The sequence below is a fragment of the Paenibacillus sp. CF384 genome, assembly GCF_900106745.1.
Taxonomy (GTDB): Bacteria; Bacillota; Bacilli; order Paenibacillales; family Paenibacillaceae; genus Paenibacillus_Z.
In genome coordinates this window covers 17,547-40,100 of sequence record NZ_FNNV01000006.1, presented here as the reverse complement: position 1 = coordinate 40,100, position 22,554 = coordinate 17,547, and the positions used below count along the sequence as shown (strand labels likewise).

Genomic DNA, 22,554 nt, shown 5'->3' with positions numbered 1-22,554 from the left:
GATTATTATCGTAAGGGCCCTTAGCTCAGTTGGTTAGAGCGGTCGGCTCATAACCGATTGGTCGGGGGTTCGAGTCCCTCAGGGCCCACCATTCCACAATCATGAACATGCCGGGGTGGCGGAACTGGCAGACGCACAGGACTTAAAATCCTGCGGTGGGTGACCACCGTACGGGTTCGATTCCCGTCCTCGGCATCCAACAAGAAACCTTGATGATTCAAGGTTTTTTTCTTTTGTAGCGCAATGCTAAGGAGGGTACTGATATGGGAATCCCGATAAAGGTATGGGAGAACAACGAATTCATTAAAGAATTCATTAGTCTGCAAGCAGTGTATCGGTATTTTAAAAGTAAAACTTCTCTTAGCGGAGATAAACTTTATGATCCAATCAATTTTGGGATCGACGATGATAAGCCGTGGAATTATAGTGCAGACTTGGTTTATAGATTTGAAACAACGGCAGAACATAAAGCAGCTAGGAAAGATAGGAAGACAAGAAAGTACATATGAATTCAATCCAATTCTTTTCTAAACTTTGGCAACATTCATCGAATCAATGACATATGGTTTCCTTGACCAAATAGTAGGCTCATGCAATTTTTGCATGGGTCTTTTTGATTTGTGCTAGCTTCATTTCAATCTAAATAAAGAGGCGTAATCGGAGCTGCAACATGTTTTGTCCGAAAATCGTAGAATAGTTCATTTTCTCCTATTATTGCTGACTCTAAAATACAAGTTAACAACGAATAAGAGCTGCATCTTGAAGCCTGTTTTTGGGGATTGAAGCGTTTTTTCTCTACAAACGATAAGACAACATGTTGAGAGGGGCGGGAAGCTAGATTATCTCTGCTTGCAACACGTCGAAAAAAGTATTGGGAAATAGGGGAGACGAGGTGAAGTAACATAGCCATCATGAGAAATCTTGATAGATTCACAAAATAGACCATTGAAGGGAAGATCATATGAACAAGCACAGACTGACATCACGCTTGGCTTCACGTCTGACATCTTTGGTTCTCAGTATTTTGCTAGTAACACTAACACTGCTGCCCGCGACTGCTTTCGCAGAAACCCCAGCCGGCGGCGATCCCTTCCAAGGGGAGATTCTATTCCCCTTCAATGAGGGGAATGGCTCGACCTCCAGTGCCCTGTCGGGCGATCAAACAGCGACATTAAACAACTATGCATGGAATCCAAACGGTCGGGGCGATACGCCTGCGATCTCCAATGACCAAACGGGCCAGAACGGAATTACAATCGACTACGGCACTTCTTTTGCGAGTGTAAATGATCTTACGATGGGCGTTTGGGTCAAGCCCTCAGCACCTAATTCCGGACAAACGAGCTCTTTAATGGCCCCGCCTTATGCCGGTACTACAGGCAATTGGGGATTCAGTAATGGCGAAATCTGGTGGAGTATCAACTGGGGCACCAGTGCAAACAGCTTCGCTGACACAAGTATAAGCTTCCTATCTTACGGATCCGATGGTTCCGAATGGGATGGCGGCATTTCAGCGCCGGCAGGGAATCTGGCTGATGGCAACTGGCACTATTTGGCGTACAGCTTGAGTGCGACGGCGAAAACCATCGCTCTGTATGTGGATGGCAATCTAATCGGCGAGAAAGATTATAGCTCCCTATATCCAGTCAATCTGCAAGCTTACAAATGGTTCGGAGGGAATGGGTACCAGGCTAAGTCGTACACAGGCCTTCTGGATGAGCTCTCCGTGTTTCCTTCCGTTCTTGACGGCTCTGCGCATGAAGCTCTATATAACAGGGCACCTAATACTAGCAATCCGGGCAATCCAGGCAATCCTCTCCAAGGCGAGATTCTATTCCCCTTTAATGAGGGAAATGGTTCGACCTCCAGCGCCAATTCGGGTGATCTGACAGCCACATTGAACAACTATGCGTGGGATATCGATCACAATGGCAGGGGCGGAACTTCCGCGATTTCCAATGACCAAATAGGCCAGAACGGGCTCACGATCGACTACGGCGCTCCGTTCGCGAGTGTAAATGATCTTACGATGGGCGTTTGGGTGAAGCCCTCCGCTCCGAGTCCTGGAACCTCCAGTTATTTAATGGCTCCGCCTTATGCCGGTACCACTGGCAATTGGGGATTAAATAATGGAGAAATCTGGTGGAATATCGGATGGGGCACCAGTGCAAACAATTACGCTGACACAACGATAAACTTCACGTCTTACGGATCGGATGGTTCCGAGTGGGGAAGCAGTTTATCAGCGCCAGCGGGAAATCTGGCAGACGGCGACTGGCACTATGTGGCTTTCTCCTTCAGCGCGACAGCGAAAACAGTCAATCTGTATGTGGACGGCAGCCTGATCGGAAACAAGACTTACACATCCACATTTCCTATTAATCTGCAAGCATACAAATGGTTTGGCGGGGCTGGCTATAATGGAAGCGGGTATACGGGCCTGCTGGATGAGCTTTCCGTTTTCCCATCCGTTCTTGGGGATACCGCTCATGAAGCCTTGTATAACAGAGCTCCTAATACAAGCGGCGGTGGCAATTCGGGCGATCCCTTGCAAGGCGAGATCCTCTTCCCCTTCAATGAGGATAATGGTTCGACCTCCGGCGCGCTTTCGGACGGTTTGACGGCCACATTGAATAACTATGTGTGGGATATCGATCACAGCGGCCGAGGCAATACTTCCGCAATTTCCACGGACAGCAGAGGTGCGAGCGGGCTCACCATCGACTATGGTACTCAGTTCGCGAATGTGAATGATCTCACCATGGGCGTTTGGGTCAAACCATCAGCTCCTAGTCCAGGAACATCCAGTTCATTAATGGCCCCGCCTTATGGGGGCTCCGATGGCAGTTGGGGGTTACATGCCGGAGAAATCTGGTGGAGTATCGGCTGGGGTACGAGTGAAAACAATTACACCGACACCAAGATAAACTTCCTATCTTACGGATCGGATGGCTCCGAGTGGGATAGCAGCCTTTCAGCGCCAGCGGGCAATTTGGCCGACGGCAACTGGCACTATCTGTCGTTCTCCTTTAGCGCGACGGAGAAAACAGTCGCTCTTTACCTGGACGGCAGTCAGATCGGTGAGAAAACATATACGTCCACATTCCCTGTAAATCTGCAAGCATACAAATGGTTCGGCGGAGGCGGCTACAATGAGAGCGCGTATACCGGCCTTCTGGATGAGCTTTCGCTCTTCACCTCTGCGCTGGGCAGCACCGCACATGCAGCGCTATTTAACAGAGCGCCGAATACAGATGGCACCGGCCAGCAGACAGATCCTGCCGACACCGATCAGGTAGGCGACAAAACTTATCATGTGGCCAAGAGCGGCAGCGACAGCAACCCCGGCACCGAGGCCGAACCATTCCTTACGATTCAGAAGGCAGCTAATGTTCTTCTGCCGGGCGAAACCGTCATCATTCACGAGGGCGTTTATGAGGAATCCGTACGTCCGAAGTACAACGGTACAGCTGATCACCCTATTGAATATAAATCTGCCGACGGCGAGAAAGTGGTCATCTCCGGCGCGAACTTGATTACCGAGGCATGGCAGACGGCGTCAAACCCGAGCGCGGTGGAATATGACGCTGATGACGCCAACCTCTGGAAAGTAAACGTTAGCTTGCCGATGGGCAATTACCGCAATCAAATTTTTGTGGACGGCGAAGCGATGCTGCCTTCACGGTATCCGAACGTTACGAAGGAAGATGCGTACTATCGTCCAAATTGGCTGACATATGAGTTCGACGGCGAGAATGCCAGCACCGGCGGATGGTCTACTCCAACGGGCAAACTGCGCGATCCCGAGATGAACCAACCTGCAGGTACATGGGACGGAGCAGCCATCGTGGGCATGGACAACCGCGGATGGAACTTATCCGGTGCGGAAGTCGTCTCATCCACGCCTGGCTGGCTGAATCTAGCAAACATGAACTTCTACGAGCTGGGTCCAACCGGCTACGCATCAGGCGACGATTTCCATTACTATATCCAGAACGCAATGGCGGCTCTGGATGCGCCTTATGAGTGGTTCTATAACCAGAATAGCGAAACGCTGTATATGCAGCTCCCGAACGGCATGAACCCGGGCGATCTGGATGTTCGTTACAAAGCACGTGAATGGGGCTTGGATTTGTCCAGCCGTAAGTACATCCATATCGAAGGTATCGACCTGAACGGCTGCAGTCTGACTATGCGTAACGGCGTGAGCAATGTAGTGGACAAAATGACAGCCAAGTACGTCACCGAATTCCTGTCCCCACAGAGTGAGCGGGGAGGCATCATCGTAGGTGGTAAGAACAACACCTTGATCAACAGTGAGATCGCCTACTCTGCAGGTGCGCTGGTCACTGTCGAAGGCGAGGGCAACAAGATCGTCAACAGCAAGCTGCATGACGCTACTACCGGCCCGACATTGTTTACTTTCTCGATAACCATCTCGGGAATCAACCACTTGATCAGCCACAACCAGATTTATAACGCCAGCGGAACTCTGATTGGCGGCAGCTTCTACGCCAGCGAAATCTCCTACAATGATATCCATGACGGTAACTGGCACAGCACCGACGCAGGACTGATGTATTTTGCTTATAACGATTTTGGTAACAGCCAAATTCACCACAACCAAATCCATGATTCCCACAGCGAATTTTCCAATGGCGTGTACTTTGATCTGGGCTGCAAGAACGCCTTGGTATACGGCAATGTGTTTTGGAATTTGCCATGGACGGCTGTTTTCATTAACTCTAGCTCCGAATTTATATCTGTGGTCAATAACACCGTTTATAAAGGAGCAACTAATCACTCGAACCCTGAAATTTACACGAACTCCCCGGGCGACGCTTACATGGACGTTTTTATGAACAACATCGTGGATTCCCGCGGCGTGGGTACGGATAACGTTAACGCCGGCGCGGTGGTGTTGGAAAACTACAGCAGGCCAAACGACGACAGCGATGGAACCGCAACGTTCAGCAATCCATCGGCGTTTGACTTTACCTTGAAATCCGGAACCGTCGCGGTCGGTATGGGCGCCTATCAGCCGGGAGATAGCTGGTCTGCCGGACTGAAGGGTACTCCGGTAACGGCCGAAGAAGTTAGCAGCGGTCCGCAGTTCCTGCCTTATGCGAACCGAAACCTGCTGTTCAACAGCGGTTTTGAGTGGCCGCGCGTCGACTTCCCGAGCATGGGCTCAATGCCGTATTGGACCAAGGCAGGGACAGGAAGCGCATTCATCGTCAGAGCCGGTTCATCGGCCGACAACGCTCACGCCCGCGATCAGAACGCAGTGGAGCTGACCGGTCAGAACATCGGGCTCGAGCAAGAGATTACCGGTCTAGAGCCTGGTAAAGAATACGTTCTGCGCGGCTTTGCCCGGATGGGTAACGGCAGCAGCGCCGAAGGGCAGAAGGTGGAAATAGGTGTAATCGTCGGTGCAGATACTCTCAAAGATGAACTGGACCGGCCCGCATGGCGATCGGTGTCCATCACATTTACTGCAGACGAGACCGGAACAGCCACAGTCTATGCCACAAAGACAACATCCGGCTCACGAGCACTGATAGACGACTTCTCGGTTGTGCGTGCTGACCTCACGCCTGACCAAGGACCTGTCAGTGACGATCTGTACCCGATGCTGATTTCCCCAGTGGCACTGCTGGACGATATGCTGTTTGCCAATTCCAAATGGACGGCAGCCAACCAATCGTCGTTTGTGAAAGACGAACCGACCGGCCTCACTCTGGATGCTGAGGCTGGCAAGTCTGCTGCCGCGTTCTATACGCAGGAAAAGTACAGCAACAAGGACTTCTATTTGAAACTAGCAGAGAATGAAGATCTTGACGCTCTTGACCTGAACGTCATACTTCGGGCAAATGCAGCTACGAGAACGGCCAACAGATATGAGATTGCTATTCAAGGCACGACAGCCACATTGACCCGTTATTACAACGGCCAGGGTCTCCAATTGGGGCAATGGACGGTAGACATTAACGACCGGCTCTTGAAGGCCGGAGCAGTATGGGATGATGTCAACGAAAGCGGGTACGGCGGCGTGACTGTGACGCTCGAGAGCGGAAACGAGACGCTGTTCTCTGTTCGAGATGAGAATAACTTAAACGTTTCCTCCCCCGGTTACTTCGGCCTGGCGACTGAATCCTCCATCAAACTCGGACGCGTGACCGAATATGTGGATATGGGCACAGTCATTGCGGATAAGGCTAATTGGAAATCCGGAGGGACTTCAATCAACTGGGAGAATAACGATACCAAGTTGACTCCCGTCGGAGCCGGAACTGCAGGTTACACGGGTAGAACATTCGGCGACGCAGAGTTCGTGGTAGGCTTCGAGTCCGGTATGAACACCGGGGCATTCCCGAACTTTACGCTACGTGCTCCGTCCGAGGAGGATCTTCTAAACAACCCTTGGAGCGGCTCCAAATACAGTGTTATCTTCAAGGAAGGCTCCTTTGAGATTCAGCACTGGCCGGAACTTTGGAAGCCCGGTTCAAGCATTCTGTCGGACGACGGCAGATCCGCGCTTGCGGATAACAAAGGTTTTGTTCCGGCGTACACAAACACACTAGTTAAAATAAGTACAGTGAACACCGAATATGGCGTGTGGATCCGCGTCAAGGCAGGCGACACGATCGTCGCAAGCTGGATTGACGAGAACAATTATCTTTCGGACGAAGGGTATTTGGGCATCTGCGGCTACACCGAGCCAATGACGATCTCAGCGCCAAGCGAAAGTGCTTATATTCCTGTCGACATTGGGAACCCGGACGATAAGCCCGGCAGCGGAGCGGATGTAGCTGTGACAGAAATCGCCGTAACAGGCGCGAACGGAGCAAACTCGATTGCGAGCCTCGGAGGGACGATGCAAATGTCCGCAATCGTAACGCCTGACAATGCGACCGATAAATCCGTCGCCTGGACGGTCATCGGCACGAATGGCAGCGCAACGAATAAAGCGACAATCGACGAGAACGGCGTGCTGACCGCTGTTGCGGACGGCATGGTTAATGTCGTCGCCACGGCGAAGGATGGATCGGGCGTAACGGGTGAAACGCTCGTCACGATTGATTCGACGCCGCCGGTCATCGTTGCGCCGAGCGATTTGTCGTTCCTCCAAACGGAAGCAGTAGCGATTGCGTTCTCTGCAAGCGACAGCGGAAGCGGATTGCAATCGTTGACCGTATCCTTTAACGGCAAGACGACATCCGGAACGGTTTCCGTAGAGCCGCTCGGCCTCGAGGTTGGAACCTATCCGATCGTCGTTATAGCGAGGGATAATCTCGGTCATCAAACAACGCATACATTCAGCTTGGAAATCACGATCGAAGTCGCTCAATTAGACGAACTGGTCTCTCTCGGGGCAAGCCGCGGTTTGATCACGGACGCCAAAACCGTAAAGTCGCTTCAATCGGATATCGACAAAATCCAAAAGGATCAAGCGAAAGGCAAGCTTGAAGCGAAAGACTTCAAACAGCTGGAAAAGGATATCAACAAGGAGAAAGGCAAAAAGATCAACGCTGCCTTCGCTGATCAGTTGCTACAAAGCATCGAAGCGTTAAAGAGTTTCCTGTAATAATAAGCGGTAAACAAAAAGCCGACTTGCCTGCGAGCAAGTCGGTTTTTGTTCCTTAATCGGCGACTATCTGAATATTAGTATTGCCATATCCCATCTACTGGAAATATAATCGCATTAGTCATCGATTTCTCAAGTAATCCCTAAACTTCAGCGAGGTGAAACAATTGCAACTTCTGCGAACAATTACAGACAGTGACTTTGATGGCGGTGAGCCGGAGATGCTGGAGCTGGTGTCTAGGCACGCTTCAAGAGGCGTCCTTATGAATGACCACTTTCAAGTCGCGATGATGTATATGGCTAAGCTTGGTCTTTATAAACTACCCGGCGGCGGGATCGAAGCGGGGGAGGACGCCGAGGAAGCGTTTATACGTGAGATAAGAGAAGAAACGGGCTGCACGGCATCCATTGTTCAAGAGCTGGGTTATATAGATGAACATAAGAATAGGAATCGGTTTTTCCAGCGCTCGTTCAGCTACATCGCGAAAGTGGTAGATTTGCCCGGTGCTACATCTCTGTCAGACAATGAAATCAAGCTCGGCATGCAAGTGAAGTGGGTCCATCTCAATCAAGCAATCGTATATATGAACAGCCCCGTTAGCGATTATTCAACTCGGTTCATGATGCTGCGAGATCGAATCATCCTTGAAGAGGCGGTACACTGGTTGAATAAACAAACAAACCTCCATCGCGGTATCTGATTCAATCAGGTACTCGCAATGGAGGTTATTTATATAGCTGGTTTGATGAGTGCATTACTGTGAATATCCAGCAGCGAGAAGGCTCTTCCGATCATCTCTTTATCTTTCGCATAGAGATGCGTTGCCTTATCGAAGATGCCGCTTGACTGGGCTACATGATTTAATTGTTGGACCATAAACTCGGAATTACAGAGGGCTACCACTCGATTGCTATATTTGGTTAACTCCTGTTGGAAGACGGTAGCGAGTTCCGCAATTTCAGGAGAATAGACAACGGCTTCGCCATCTGCGGCTTTCATCTCGCGATGATCGACCAGTATATTCAACTCATTCTGCCCATAGGCGGAACAAATCCCCAAGATGACGGAAGATACATAATCCACGTCCTGCTTGCCTGAGAATAACCCGCTAACCGAGAATGCCAGCACTCTCTTCTCCGGATCCAGATGGTATTGAAATCGCTCTTTAAAGGGGACTTTGAAATCTCTGGGAAGGTAGGTAGGCGTTAAAGAGAACCGCTCTCCAGAGAACATATAGGACATGGTGACTTGAAGCGCAGCGGTAATCTTCTGGATGTTTACAAGACTAATATTACGTTCTCCCCGTTCAACTCCGCTTATGTACGTACGGTCTAGTCCAGATCGATATGCGAGCTGTTCCTGTGACATTCCGCTTCTGGCTCGGAGTTCTTTCACTCTTTGTCCAAACTCCAGGCATATATCCATTGCCGACTATTAACCCCCTATTATTTCCCATATATACATTAAGAGAGTATCGGCAATGTGACGTAAAGTCAACAGACGGACTTCTCAAATCTCGTTATTATTTATTATATCTGTGAGAAATGCTATAAAAATAATAAAAGGAGTCATGAACAGTGAGAATTAGTTATGCTTGCAGGAGTTTTTTGAGGCTCTCTATATTTTTACTGCTCTGCCTCGTTGGGCTGGTTACATGGCTGTTCTGGGGGAATCACTTGTACATCAAGCTTACCCCTTTGTGGTGTGTGGTGTTGCCAATTCTCTATAATACCATGGAAAACCTTAAGCGACAGAGATGTGAGCGGCTCATTCGCAAAGAATACAAGGAAATGCCAATCATGTCGGTTGAGGCATGGGGAGATGCCGGTTACGGCTTCTTGTCGGTGACGAAGGAATCGATCTATTTTGTTCCATCGAAGGGGTCTGTATTTTACTTGCCGCATCATGAAACCAGCACTTACGGCTACGACTTTATCGGAACAGCTAAGGACAGCACCTTCTCGATGATCAGTGAGTTGAAATGCCGTTCGAGAAGGCCGAAAATCCCTGTATTTTATGTGGATTTCACCGATCACCGGTTTTACTTTCAATCGAATAAAAACAAACAATTTTATCATGAGGTCGAGCTGGTGAATCGCGCGGCGGTTCAACATTTTTAATACAGGCTGTATAAAGCGAGTCCGTTCGGAGCATCATAATTGTTGACGGTGTGAAGAGAGGTGTGGTTCCGTTGGACCTTATGGTGCTAGGGCTACTGGAGGAATTTATTTAATCACTTCACGTTAGGGAAGCGAGGGGTTGTGTCGCAGAGCAGATCTGAACACACGCGCTGATAACGATCCGGGTAAAGCCGGTGAGTACTAAGCGGTGCCCAAGTTACTCAAAGAAGTTTAGTGTGAGAATGGAAGAATTCAACGATCGATCACCGTCGAGGAGGAGCCTGCAAAGGCTCCTTTTTCTATTGTAAAGCTGGCGCTGAACTTTTTGTATTTCGCCTATGCAGTATGTTAAAATAATCGTATTCGATTCATAACAGACAACCTCCTTTGCACTACTTCTGATTGCACTCAGAATGACGGCGAAGGAGTTTTTTATTTCAATTATTGGGGGACGAAATGACGTTGCAACTTAGAAACGATTGGGCTGAAATATTGAATGGGGAATTGGAGAAGCCGTATTTTCGCGATTTGAATTCGCAGTTAGCGAAGCAATATGAGACGGAGCTGGTTTACCCGGAGCAAGGCGCGATATTCAATGCACTCCACTACACCTCGTATCAGGATACGCGTGTAGTTATTATCGGTCAGGACCCGTATCACGGACCTGGGCAGGCACATGGACTTAGCTTCTCGGTGCTGCCCGGCGTGAAGACGCCGCCATCCTTGCAGAACATTTATAAAGAATTGCAGTCAGACCTTGACCTGCCAATCCCTGATCATGGATTTCTGGAGGCGTGGGCTAAGCAAGGCGTACTGCTCCTTAACAATGTATTGACGGTAAAAGCAGGATCGCCGGCATCCCATCAAGGCATGGGGTGGGAGCGCTTCACAGATGCGGTGATCGCCAAGTTAAACGAACGTGAACAGCCTGTCGTATTTGTGCTGTGGGGAAAGCATGCACAGGAGAAAGCGGCATCGATCAATCAGGAACGCCACTTTGTCATCTCCTCGGCACATCCGAGCCCGTTTGCGGCACGCCGCGGCTTCTTCGGCAGTCGTCCTTTCTCTCGCGTGAATCATTATCTGCGGGAGCTTGGCGTCAGTGAAATCGAGTGGCGCATCCCTATGTTTGCCGAGCTGCAGGGAACGTTAACCTAGAGGGGGAGCGAAATGACTGCATCTGCATCCGAACCTGGCAAGAAGAAGCAAGCGGCGGTTCGCTTCCTCAATCCGGCCTCAGGTTATTTGACGGGTTACGCGTATACGCTCAATCCCTATGTGGGCTGTTCGTTCGGCTGCTCCTACTGTTATGTTAGGCGAATGCCGATTGCGATGTTTCGCGGTGAGCCATGGGGAGAGTGGGTTGAACCGAAACGGTTCGAGGAGGATGCTTTCCGCAAGGAATGGCGCAAGGCGCTTGCCAAAGGTAATGTCACCGTATTTATGTCATCCGCCACCGACCCCTATCAGCCGGCAGAATACAAGGAAGGCGTGACAAGGAAGCTGCTCGAAATCATGGCCGAGGAGCCACCGCAGTTTCTGCTCGTTCAGACTCGAAGTCCATTGGTAATTAGAGATATCGATCTGTTCAGAACCCTCGGTGACCGAATACGAATAAGCATGACCGTCGAGACAGATCTAAAGTCGATTCGCAAGAAGATGACTCCGGACGCGCCGCCTCTGGCCGCGAGGTTGCGGGCAATCCGTGAGCTGAGAGAAGCGGGCATTCCGGTGCAGGCGGCGGTATCGCCTCTGCTTCCATGCAGCGATAAATTTGCTGGAATCATCGCGGCCAGCGTAGAGAGAGTCGTTGTGGATGATTTCTTCCGGGGCGATGGCAGCGGGGGCAAACGGACAGCGCAGCTTAAGATGGTTGAACGCTATCAGGAGCTTGGCCACGAAGCGTTATATACGCCGCAGACAGCCGATCTCTTCCTGCAGCAGCTGAGCGAGTTGATGCCGCATGGCACCGTATATTTTGGCCAACAAGGATTTCTGCCCTAACACAAGAAACCCCTCAAAGCATCTTTGCTTTGAGGGGTTTTCCTGTTCTGTTTCACAATCATCGAAGCCGATTATTGGCCAACTGCCATATCCGGCGCTTGGGAGCTGGCAGAAGTACCGTTACCGCCAATAATGCCGGTCGATCCGCCAACGGATGCACCCGTATCACCGAGCACCGGTTTGAAGCCGGAAGCGATATAGGTGACGGCTTTTACATTTGTAATCACCTGTGCGTAAAATTTGTCTTTATCCGGATAGATCGGTTCGACATGGATGTTCGCTTGATCGCCTTCGAATGAAATCGAAGCGATACGCAGCCCATAACCGGGGTTTGGCGCTTGAGCAGATACGGTCACCTCAGTGATCTCACTGTTAACCGCCTTGGAGGAAAGCTGCAAATCGTAGAGCGGGAACGGCACCGGTTCTTCTATCGCCGGGACAGGCGGTGTATTCTTGACGAATTGGATGGCCCCATGCAACCAACCGGCTGCCTCGCTGCGCGTAATCGCTGCTTTAGGCGAGAATTTCTGGTCTTTGTCCAGCTGTGCAATCTTGAGAATCAGGAGCTTCTGAATGCTGTCCATGTAGGCCTGCTCGACATCTGCTTCATCCTTCAAGATGACATACAAATCGATGAAAGCAAAGTCGCCTTGACGAAGGATGCCCTTCATCAGATGGTGAGCAAATTGCTCTTTCGTCATCAGAGCGGAAGGATCGGTGTCTCTTGGGATATCCAGTCCGTTCAATGATGCGATGATAAAAGAATTAGCATACCAAGCATCGTTCTTCATCTTCGGGAAACTATCCGTTACTTTGGGTTCCTTAATGAATCGGATGTTGTCGATATTGAGTCCGAGCCCTTTCACAATCATCGAAATGCCTGCAGCGTAAGTAAGCTTGCCCTTCGGCTGGAACACATCGGTCGTGCCGCTTCCGGACAGAATGCCCATCTTCTGAAGCTCCGTAATCTTCGCTTCATTGGGATCGTTCTTGATATCCGAGAATGCCCAAACCGATTGGGATGCTGACAGGAATAGCAGCAGCATCATCGTAAACAGTGCGAACCGTTTCAACATGAGTGGATTCACCTCTTAATGGATGGATTGTCTTGTTTATGTAGACGCACCTTCACCCGATAAAGTTGCAACAGAAGGTGCAGAACATGCGGAATTAGGGCCGAATCGTAACCCTTGTATTCACCGGCACAAGTGCGGATAGCGCAAGCACATCATTATTGTACATTCGGATGCAGCCATGGGAGACTTCTCTTCCTATGGAGCCGGGGTCATTGGTGCCGTGAATGCCGTAATGCGGCTTAGATAAGCCCATCCACAACACGCCGAAAGGACCACCGGGATTCTCCTGTTTATTGATGATTGTGAACTCTCCGGTCGGCGTACGCGTGAGCATTTTGCCTATGCCAACGGGGAAGCCTCGAACGACGATATTGTCGTCAAGCAGGTAGAGGTGGCGATCAGATAAATCGACGATAATTCTGTAATTGGGCATGCTTGAATACCTCCTCTTCGTCAGCATATGAGACAGCAGATGAGGAGGAGCCCTAGCGCGGGTGAAGTTAGGCTTAAATTGTATATTTTGAGCGAAGCGCTATAATGGTACTATTCTGCGTTGGAGGACTTCATGTGATTGTGAATTTATGGAAAAAGCTTCATGTTACTATCGCGAGCAAGCTTCGCAACCAGCTCATTATGCTGTTCTCAGCTATTGCAGCATGCATTGTTATTCTGCTCTCTTACTTGTCCTACCTGCAATCGGCGGGCATGAATCGTGACCATTTCATCGAGAGTAATCGCAAAATCCTCAAGCTGGTCAATCAGAATCTAGACGGTTATTTGGACCGAATCGATGAGCTCTCGATCTCGCTGCGCAAAGATTCGCAGTTCATGGATGCCATTATTTCCAAGGAATACGGCAGTCAGCTCTATATCCAGAATCAACTGAAGAACTTATACTACTCCAGTGACGACATTGAAGCGCTGTCCATCTACACACCGAAGACGGGCTTGCAATACACCATGTCCAAAGCGTTCATCAACCTTCGCCAAGAGGCAACGAATGCCCCTGAGGCAGAGCGCTGGTACAGGGAAGCGGCGCAAAGTCATAAGTTCAGGAGCATGGAGTCAGGTTATGGCGTAAGCGAAAAGGACGGCGGCAACTTTCTCGTGTTTCATCGGATTCTGATTAATATTGCGGATAAGAAGCCGCTTGCGGCGATATCAATTACTTATAATTTAAAAGAAATCAAACGGATCCTGCAGGATATGACCGGCGAATCCGGGGAATACATCGGTATTTTCAATGAAGCCAATGAACTGTTCTATGCAGAAGGTCCTCATCTTGCGGCAGATGCTACAGTTCAGCTCGTGCGAAGCATTCCGTTAAACGCAGTTGAAACGGAGCAGAGAAGCTGGACGATCCGTGATACCCGCTATCTGGCGATTTATAATGTATCCCCGCACAACGGCTGGAAGCTGGTTACGTTGACGCCATATAGCGTGCTCAATGAGGATGCAGCAAATGCGCGCCGGATTAATCTCATTGTCGGTTCCGGAGCAGTTGTATTGCTTATTTCGGTCATTATGATTGCGGCAAACGCGATAACGAGACGGCTAATGCAGCTGTCCCGGCAAATTGTGATGCTCGGAGATGGGATTTTCGAGGTGCAAGGCGAGATCAAGGGGAGCGATGAGATTGCCCACCTCTCGCGCAAGTACAACCAAATGATTGTGAAAATCAATGATCTAATTGGCGAACGGTACGAGATGCAATTGAATGAGCGCAACGCGCGGCTGATTGCATTAGAGGCACAAATCAACCCTCATTTTCTATACAATTCGCTTCAAGCGATTTCTACCGAGGCGATCATCAGCGGGATGGACCGCATTCAGGATATGGTGGATGCGCTCGCGTCTTCCCTGCGTTATTCGATCAAAGAAGCAGAGACGGTACGGGTCAAAGAGGAGTTAACCCACATCAGCAACTATATGCTGCTTCAGCAAGCACGCTTCGGCTCCAGACTGCGGCTGCATGTTGAGGTGGAGGACGTCGTCAAGGAAGCATGGATTCCGAAGATGGTTGTCCAGATCTTAGTGGAGAACACGATCAAGCATGGACTGGAGCAGATGACCGGCGATATGGATGTCGTCGTGAAAGCAACGACCCATGAAGGTCTGTTAATCTTAACCGTAACCGATAACGGCCCGGGCATATCCGAGGCTCGCTTGACCGAGATTCGTTCCTTCCTGGATCGTCATTTAGTCGAATATCGGGAAGGTATTGGACTTAACAATGTGAATGCGAGAATTAAGCTGTTGTTTGGTCCGGAGTTCGGACTGACTATTGCCAGCGAACACGGCGCTGGAACGGAAGTCATCGTTACACTGCCTTTGAAGGAGGAGAGACCGTATGTACAAGGCTATCATCATTGACGACGAGCAGCCCGCCCGCCTTGCTATTCGGGCTCTTGGAGAATGGGACAACCATGGGATCGAAATTGTCGCGGAAGCGGGTAACGGGCAGGAAGGGATTCGACTGCTTGCCGATCACAAGCCGGATATCGTATTTGTCGATATGAAAATGCCGCTGATGGGCGGAGAAGAGTTTCTGGAGCAAGCCAGAACCGCGCATCCGGATGCGTGCTACATTGTCATCAGCGGTTTTGATGATTTTGCTTATGCCCGCAGCGCGATGCAAGCCGGGTCCATCGATTATTTGCTGAAGCCGATTCGCAAAGCGGAGCTTAATGACGTGATCGAGCGTGCCATCTCATTGATTAACAAGCGTCGCGAGCAGCTGCTCGTTGACAGCAGCTCGCGGATCTACCGCAATTTGTCAGCACCTCTTGTCAAAGAGAAGATCTATTCATCGATCATCGACGGTAACGGCCGTTTTCATCATATCCGGGAACTGGAAGCCGTTCTGGGCACAGAAGCGGGAAAGGCACTCTGCCGAGTCGTTGTTTTCAAGCTGCTGAATGCAGCGGAGGTTATTGAACGCAAGTTCTACGGCGATACCCATACGTTCTATTACGCATTAACGAATGCGGTAGACGAGCTTCTCGGGCGTTTCGGAAAGTCGTTCAGCTTCAAAAACACCCGTGACGCGATGGAAATCGTGGCTGTTGTTAATTTATCGGAAGCAGGAACGAATCAGAGTATCGGGATTTGGGGAATGATCGATAAGCTGACAGCCTTGTTTACGATTAAGCTTGTCGCCTCTGAAGGACATCTTGCCCAGATCGAGGACCTCGGGGAATCGTATGCCGCAGCTTTACGTTCGTTGATGGCACTAAATATGATCGATCTGCGGCCGACAGTGAAGGAAGCGGAGGGGGAGCGTCCGTCGATCTTGGATCGATCGAATTTATTCGAACAAACGATTGAATCGGGCAGCGAGCGTCAAGCGATGCATGAGCTGCGCAAATGGTTGGAAGAGATCGAAGCTTCCGGCGTCGTTACCATGAGCGGCATGCTGGCGATGGAAGATGAATTGCGGATGTTCGCGGAGATGTTGATTGCTCAGCTCAAGGCTGATACGCCTTCCGATTCCCCTTCCGATTCTTTATCCGCGATGGCATTGGGCCAATTTGACCGTTCGCTCCGAGGCAGAGTATTCGAATATGCGATCTTCAAAGACACGGTGCTGACGTATTTCCATCCGCTCTTTACGGCGCTTGCGGAATCGCGCCGATCTGAAAGCGGTTCAACATCGGTGCCGGAGCGAATTAAAGGGTATATAGATCTGCATTATTACGAGGAACTGCCTGTTTCGTTCTTCGCGGAACGGTTTCATATGAGCAAGGAGCATCTGGCTCGTACCTACAAGCAGAGATACGGCATTGGCATTCATGAGTACCAGCTGCACATTCGGATGGCCAAAGCGAAGGAATGGCTGAGCGACAAATCGCTCAAAATTCAAACGGTCAGCGAAAGGGTCGGTTTTCGCGATCAGAATTATTTTAGCAAAGCGTTCAAAAAATATACCGGTCTCACTCCTCAAGAGTTCAGGGTGAAGATGGAATGATAAGAGCGAGTGGACATTAATTGTCCACTCGTCATTTTTTTACCCATAAGGTGCTTGTTTTTTACATTGTTCGCAGGGGCGATTCAGACGAAAATAAGGGAGCAGCAAGATAAGAATACTAGTTTGTAAGCGTTAAACAACCAGGGGAGGCTTACGATTATGGCAGCAAAAAGATGGGTAACACTGGCAGCGACCGCAGCGCTTGTACCAGCACTATTAACGGCATGCGGAAGCAATGCGAACAGTAACGATACAGGAAACAACACGAGTACCAATGAAAACAGCGGCAACAGCACGGAACCGGTAGAAATCAACATTCTCCAGTACGCGCCGGAGATGACGGAAGCGATCAATAAGCTGGCTGCCGATTACAAGAAAGAACATCCGAACGTTACGATTACGGCAACGATTCATCAGGATGACTATCCGACCTTGTTGAAATCCCGCATTAATTCAGGCGATATCCCAGATATCTTCATGACGGGTGCTTATAACGAGAACAAGACCTATCAAGATTATGTGTATGACTTGACGAACGAGCCGTTCATGAAGAACATCGTGCCGACTGCGCTTCCGGGCGTTACGCTCGATAACAAAGTGCTTGGTTTCCCGCTCGTCCTGCAGGCTCATTCTTTCGTTTATAACAAGAAGCTCTTTGCAGATGCAGGCATTACGGAACTGCCGAAAACATTCGCAGAGCTCGAAGATGCAGCTAAGAAATTGCAAGCCAAAGGCATCATCCCATTCTCTAACGGCTACAAAGAGTGGTGGGTACTGGAGCAAACCTTCACGCAGGTGCTTGCATCTATGGGCGGCGACTACGCGAAGACGTTTGACGAATTGAGTGCAGGCGACAAGAAGCTGTTTGACATTCCGGCAGCCGCTAATGTCTTCAAACTAATCGATTTGACTACGAAATATGGCAATCCAAAGCCGCTCGAAACCGATCTGAACTCGCAGGTTGCGTTGTTCGCAGAAGGCAAAGCAGCGATGATGCATCAAGGGACATGGGTTGAGGATTCCGTTCGCAAGCTGAACCCAAGCATCGATATGGGCTTTATGCCAGGTCCGGTCGGAGATGACGGTTCCAAAGCAGGACTTATGGTCGACTCCAATATCGTATGGCGTGTCAACAAAGATTCCGAGAACTTGAAAGAAGTGCTGAAGTTCCTGGATTGGATGACGACTTCCGAAGCAGGCAAAGCCTTCATTCCAGTAGGGACAAAACAAATTTCTACCATCGCAACGGCTCCGTTCCCAGACGCGCAGCTGTCCAAAGAAACGCAAACGATTCTTAAAGACGGCGTAACGTACCCGTGGGTTAAAGGCTACTGGCCGGATGGTTTCGAACAGAAAGCCGGCGAAATTCTGCAGAAGTACATTGCAGGCGGTGCAAGTGTAGACGAAGCCAAAGAAGAAATGAACAAAACCTACCGTACTTTAGCGGAAGCTGCAGAATAACAATCGTTTAATCGGCAGTTTAACATCTAGTAGGCAGTCCGGCCGGAAGCAACCTTCCGGCCATGGCTGTCATTACAGCATTCGGGTGGAGTGAGATGATGAAGACACGCAACAAATGGGGAAGCAGAATTGAGTTTGGCGTATTCGTCGTACCGGCCATGGTATGCATTCTGATTTCGGCCATCATTCCTTTTATGATGTCCATGTACTACTCGTTAACCAAATGGAATGGCGTAGGCAAACATATTAAATTTATTGGATTGAAGAACTTCAAAGAACTTCTAACTTCAGACACAAACGCGCTGAAGGCGCTTGTCTTCACGCTAGAATACACGTTGCTTGCCGTTGTGCTGACGAATGTCGTAGCCATCTTGCTCGCGGTAGTCTTGACGAAAGCGCTCAAATTGCGGGGCTTATATCGGACAGCATTCTTCGTGCCTTACATCATCAGCTTGATTATTATCGGCTTCATCTGGCGCTTTATCTTCACGAAAGGCTTCGACGTCTTGTATTCGGCTACGGGCTGGGACGTGTTTCAATGGAGCTGGCTCGGGAACGCGCATCTGGCGTTCTGGTCGATCTTGTTCGTAGGGATTTGGCAGTCGGTCGGATTCTACATGATGATCTACATTACGGGCTTACAGTCCGTTCCCGGTGATTTGCTCGAGGCAGCATCCATTGACGGTTGCGTGGGCATCAGTCGTTTCTTTAAGATAACGCTGCCGCTGCTTATGCCTTCGATCACGGTCGCGTTGTTCCTGTCCTTAGCGAACTCGCTCAAAGTATTTGACATCATCTATACGTTAACCTTCGGTGGACCGGGCGGCGCTACGAATAGCATCACGATTGATATTTACAACGAAGCCTTCGTCAATAATCGCTTTGGTTATGCAACGGCTAAATCGCTGGTGTTCGTTGTGCTCATCCTGCTCATTACAATCATTCAAGTTCGCATTACGAAAAGCAAGGAGGTGGAGGCATGACACATCGCAGTCAAAAGAGATTTAATTTCATTCTGGAGATTGTCATCGCGATCTTGGCCCTGTTGTTCTTGTATCCGCTCTTCCTTGTAGTCTTCAACTCATTCAAGACTTATGAGCAGGTTCTGACTAACATCCTCGCGCTTCCGAAGACGCTGATGTTCGATAACTATCAGGCCGTATGGGGCCTTATGGGGTATCCGAAGCTATTCGTTAATACCTTCTTACTTACTTTGCTAAGTGTTACCGGGATTGTTATTTTCGGTTCCATGGCGGGATATAAGCTGTCTCGGACCAAATCGAGATTAAGTACGGTTCTGTTCTTCCTGGCGATATCGCCAATGATGATTCCGTTCCAATCCTTCATGATTACGTTGACGAAGCTCGCCAAGACGTTCCATCTTATCAATTCGCTTGGTGGCTTGGGCATTATTTACTGGGGCCTTGGCGCTCCGCTAGCGGTATTCATGTTCCACGGGTTCGTGAAGTCGCTGCCAATCGAGCTTGAAGAGAGCGGCGCTATCGATGGCGCTTCGCGGTATGGCGTGTTCGTTCGCATTGTATTCCCGGTCATGGTTCCGGTTATCAGCACCGTTATCATCCTGAACGTCATGTGGATTTGGAATGACTTCCTGCTGCCGCTGCTTATGCTCAATGGCAAGCAGGCGACATTGCAATTGGCATCGTATAAGTTCTTTGGTCAGTATAAAAGTGAGTGGCAGTACGCATTAACGGCTGTCGTATATACCTCGATTCCACCGATTGCAGTCTTCTTGTTCCTGCAGAAGTATATCATCAAAGGGATGGTTGCCGGAGCGGTTAAAGGTTAATGGTGAAGCGGAAGGATAACAGGAAGAAGCCCGTCTCAACTTTTGTTGAGACGGGCTTTTTGTTAGAGGTGAATTAGAATTGAACAAGCTGCTTCAAAAGGCATAGGTTGCACTTTTGAAGCAGCTTGTTTGGTATTGATTGGAGAATTAAGCTAGCTCGATCACCAATTTGGATGCTCCGGCTAAAGGAATAATGCGAGCGCCTTCTGCAGCCGTGTCGGTTTGTCCGCCTTGTACGGAAGCTACGGCATGTTCGCCATGGAGAAGTACACTCCAGCCTTCGGATGTGCCTGCTGTATCGATCGTAATGATGGAACCGCTGCGGCTTGCTGCAGCTGTAAATGCAGTTTCACCTGTAACGGTTGTCACCACAGAGGTTGCCGTTGCGCCATCTTGAAGCGCGTACAGCGAGAGCGTAACGCCAGTCGCATAATCGTAATCCGGGCGACTGTCTTCGGAGCCTACTGCGATCAGCGAGTTCTCGCGGACAAACAGCGGCATGCTGAAGTAATCATACGTTTCTGTACGCCATACGCCGCCTTCCACTTGCTCGCCGCTCAAGTAATGCGTCCATGTGCCTTTTGGCAAGTAGAACGTGGACTCACCGTCAGAATTGAAGATCGGGGCAACGAGCATGGAATCGCCAAGCATATACTGGCGGTCAATGTAATCGCAGGTTGGATCTTCGCCAAATTCAAGCACCATTGCGCGCATCACCGGCAGGCCGATCTTAACGGATTGCACGGATTGACCAAACAGGTACGGCATCAAGCGCAGTTTAAGCTTCGTATAGTGGCGAAGGACATCGACTGCTTCTTCATCATACAGCCAAGGCACGCGGTACGATGTGCTGCCGTGCAGACGGCTGTGACTGGAGAGCAAGCCGAATGCGACCCAGCGTTTGTATAGATCCGGTGGTGAGCTCTGCTCGAAGCCGCCGATATCATGGCTCCAGAAGCTAAAGCCGGACAAGCCAAGAGATAGGCCGCCGCGAAGGCTCTCCGCCATCGATTCATACGTTGCTTCGCAGTCGCCGCCCCAGTGTACCGGGAATTGCTGACCGCCGGCCGTCGCGGAACGAGCGAACAATGCTGCTTCGCCTTTACCGCGTTTTTCTTCCAGCAGTTCGAAGACGACTTTATTGTACAGCTGTGTATAGTAGTTATGCATTTGCTGTGGATCGGAACCGTCGAAGTAGACGACGTCTGTCGGGATACGCTCGCCGAAATCGGTTTTGAAGCTGTCCACGCCCATATCGAGCAGCACAGCCAGTTTACTCTTGAACCAGTCGCAAGCGGCAGGATTCGTGAAATCTACGATACCCATGCCATATTGCCACATATCGGTCTGCCATACGCTGCCATCCGGCCGTTTCAACAGATAACCGTGCTCGGCCGCTTCGTCAAACAAAGGAGAGCGCTGTGCGATATAGCTGTTAATCCAAACGCAGATATGAAGGCCTTTTGCTTTCAGTCGCTCCAGCATGCCTTTCGGATCCGGGAATACACGCTCGTCCCACTCGAAGTTGCACCACTCGTATTCCTTCATCCAGAAGCAATCGAAGTGGAATACGGCAAGCGGAAGATCGCGTTCAGCCATGCCGTCGACGAAGCTTGTCACTGTCGCTTCATCGTAATTCGTTGTGAACGATGTGGTGAGCCATAAGCCGAACGACCAAGCAGGCGGTAGCGCAGGCTTGCCGGTGAGCGATGTATAGTTCGATAGAACATCCTTAAGCGTATCGCCGCCTACGACATAATATTCGAGCGACTCGCCTGCAACGCTGAATTGAGCCTTGGATACTTTCTCCGACGCCACTTCATAGGAAACGAGCTCGGGATGGTTCACGAATACGCCATAGCCGCGGTTCGTCACATAGAATGGAATGTTTTTGTACGATTGCTCGGTAGCCGTGCCGCCGTCCTGGTTCCAGATATCGACGACTTGACCATTCTTCACGAATGGCGTGAAGCGTTCGCCGAGGCCGTATACCGTCTCGCCGATGCCAAGGTCAAGCTGTTCGCGGAAATGATGTTTGCCGTTGTCTGCTTTGACAAAACCGGTCGAACGGAAGCCGCTGCGCGTGAGCTTCTTCCCTTTGTAGGTGTAGGTGATCGAAAGCGGATGCGCTTTGGTAATTGTAACTGCGGCATCCCCGCTCTTGAGCGTTACGGCATCAGCCGAATCTTCGATCTCAACAGGCGCTTGACTGGCTTCGAGCAGCGGGAATGAAGAAGGACCTAGGCGGCGAGCGCCTTTGTGGTGATAAAACTTCGCGCGGATAATATCTTTCATCGGCGAAGAGAATTCCATTGTCATAAGAGGCGCGTTCAACGTATTGCCGCGGTGCTCCAAATGGCTGTGTGTGGCGTAAACAGTGATGCTATTGCCTGAAACCTCTACGTTATGCACTTCGTAAGGGGTAAGTACTTGATAGCCTTCGCGCGTCATCCAATATCCGTCGCTGAATTTCATATTAGATTTAGTCATCCTTTCAAATTCGGTTTAATTGTGCGATTATAATAAC

General features: G+C 50.0%; 15 protein-coding genes and 2 tRNA genes. 13 read left to right on the top strand and 4 right to left on the bottom strand.

Annotation, left to right across the window (positions count from 1 at the left end; translation table 11 throughout):
* Nucleotides 1-14: 14 nt before the first annotated feature.
* The 5 genes from BLW29_RS12020 (at nt 15) to BLW29_RS12000 (ending at nt 8,289) form a co-directional block, all read left to right on the top strand.
* Nucleotides 15-91, top strand: a tRNA-Ile gene (locus BLW29_RS12020).
* A gap of 18 nt (nt 92-109) precedes the next feature.
* Nucleotides 110-195 (top strand) — tRNA-Leu (locus BLW29_RS12015).
* A gap of 68 nt (nt 196-263) precedes the next feature.
* Nucleotides 264-509 (top strand): hypothetical protein, encoded by a 246-nt coding sequence (locus BLW29_RS12010; RefSeq protein WP_090979735.1) that lies wholly within the window; start codon nt 264-266, stop codon nt 507-509.
* A 452-nt stretch (nt 510-961) separates the two neighbouring features.
* Nucleotides 962-7,588 carry a LamG-like jellyroll fold domain-containing protein gene (locus BLW29_RS12005; protein WP_090979734.1) on the top strand — a complete coding sequence of 2,209 codons (6,627 nt, stop codon included), beginning with the start codon at nt 962-964 and terminating at the stop codon, nt 7,586-7,588.
* Between the two features lie 167 nt (nt 7,589-7,755).
* A complete protein-coding gene (locus BLW29_RS12000; protein WP_090979732.1) occupies nt 7,756-8,289 on the top strand; it encodes an NUDIX hydrolase in 534 nt (177 codons plus the stop codon).
* A gap of 29 nt (nt 8,290-8,318) precedes the next feature.
* Here BLW29_RS12000 and BLW29_RS11995 read toward each other — a convergent pair whose 3' ends face one another.
* Nucleotides 8,319-9,014 (bottom strand): helix-turn-helix domain-containing protein, encoded by a 696-nt coding sequence (locus BLW29_RS11995; RefSeq protein WP_090979730.1) that lies wholly within the window; start codon nt 9,012-9,014, stop codon nt 8,319-8,321.
* Nucleotides 9,015-9,388: 374 nt separating this feature from the next.
* On the opposite strand from BLW29_RS11995, the gene BLW29_RS11990 reads away from it, so the two are divergent.
* The 3 genes from BLW29_RS11990 to BLW29_RS11980 all read left to right on the top strand — a co-directional run bounded on the left by BLW29_RS11990 (nt 9,389) and on the right by BLW29_RS11980 (nt 11,713).
* Nucleotides 9,389-9,709, top strand: a complete 321-nt coding sequence (locus BLW29_RS11990) for a hypothetical protein (protein WP_143044393.1) — start codon at nt 9,389-9,391, stop codon at nt 9,707-9,709.
* Nucleotides 9,710-10,165: 456 nt separating this feature from the next.
* Entirely contained in the window at nt 10,166-10,867 is a 702-nt protein-coding gene (locus tag BLW29_RS11985) for a uracil-DNA glycosylase (RefSeq protein WP_090979727.1), read from the top strand.
* A gap of 12 nt (nt 10,868-10,879) precedes the next feature.
* Nucleotides 10,880-11,713, top strand: coding sequence for an SPL family radical SAM protein (locus BLW29_RS11980; RefSeq protein WP_090979725.1), 834 nt, complete (start codon nt 10,880-10,882; stop codon nt 11,711-11,713).
* 71 nt (nt 11,714-11,784) lie between these two features.
* On the opposite strand, the gene BLW29_RS11975 is transcribed toward BLW29_RS11980, so the two are convergent.
* Together BLW29_RS11975 and BLW29_RS11970 are read right to left on the bottom strand one after the other, a co-directional pair.
* Nucleotides 11,785-12,789: an S-layer homology domain-containing protein gene (locus tag BLW29_RS11975; protein ID WP_090979724.1), complete on the bottom strand. Its 1,005-nt coding sequence runs from the start codon at nt 12,787-12,789 to the stop codon at nt 11,785-11,787.
* A gap of 94 nt (nt 12,790-12,883) precedes the next feature.
* Complete coding sequence (locus tag BLW29_RS11970; RefSeq protein WP_090979722.1) at nt 12,884-13,222, bottom strand: L,D-transpeptidase; 339 nt, start codon at nt 13,220-13,222, stop codon at nt 12,884-12,886.
* A gap of 140 nt (nt 13,223-13,362) precedes the next feature.
* On the opposite strand from BLW29_RS11970, the gene BLW29_RS11965 reads away from it, so the two are divergent.
* The 5 genes from BLW29_RS11965 to BLW29_RS11945 all read left to right on the top strand — a co-directional run bounded on the left by BLW29_RS11965 (nt 13,363) and on the right by BLW29_RS11945 (nt 20,027).
* Entirely contained in the window at nt 13,363-15,162 is a 1,800-nt protein-coding gene (locus BLW29_RS11965) for a sensor histidine kinase (protein ID WP_177186600.1), read from the top strand.
* Nucleotides 15,140-16,756 (top strand): response regulator transcription factor, encoded by a 1,617-nt coding sequence (locus BLW29_RS11960; RefSeq protein ID WP_090979718.1) that lies wholly within the window; start codon nt 15,140-15,142, stop codon nt 16,754-16,756. Before BLW29_RS11965 ends, BLW29_RS11960 begins: the two co-directional genes overlap by 23 nt.
* A 159-nt stretch (nt 16,757-16,915) precedes the next feature.
* The gene (locus tag BLW29_RS11955) at nt 16,916-18,217 is read left to right on the top strand and encodes an ABC transporter substrate-binding protein (protein ID WP_090979716.1); all 1,302 of its coding nucleotides are present in this window, start codon (nt 16,916-16,918) and stop codon (nt 18,215-18,217) included.
* Between the two features lie 95 nt (nt 18,218-18,312).
* The gene (locus BLW29_RS11950) at nt 18,313-19,200 is read left to right on the top strand and encodes a carbohydrate ABC transporter permease (protein ID WP_090980146.1); all 888 of its coding nucleotides are present in this window, start codon (nt 18,313-18,315) and stop codon (nt 19,198-19,200) included.
* Entirely contained in the window at nt 19,197-20,027 is an 831-nt protein-coding gene (locus BLW29_RS11945) for a carbohydrate ABC transporter permease (protein ID WP_090979714.1), read from the top strand. The genes BLW29_RS11950 and BLW29_RS11945 overlap by 4 nt, the downstream gene beginning before the upstream one ends.
* A gap of 147 nt (nt 20,028-20,174) precedes the next feature.
* On the opposite strand, the gene yicI is transcribed toward BLW29_RS11945, so the two are convergent.
* Entirely contained in the window at nt 20,175-22,502 is a 2,328-nt protein-coding gene (yicI, locus tag BLW29_RS11940; RefSeq protein ID WP_090979712.1) for an alpha-xylosidase, read from the bottom strand.
* Between the last annotated feature and the right edge of the window lie 52 nt (nt 22,503-22,554).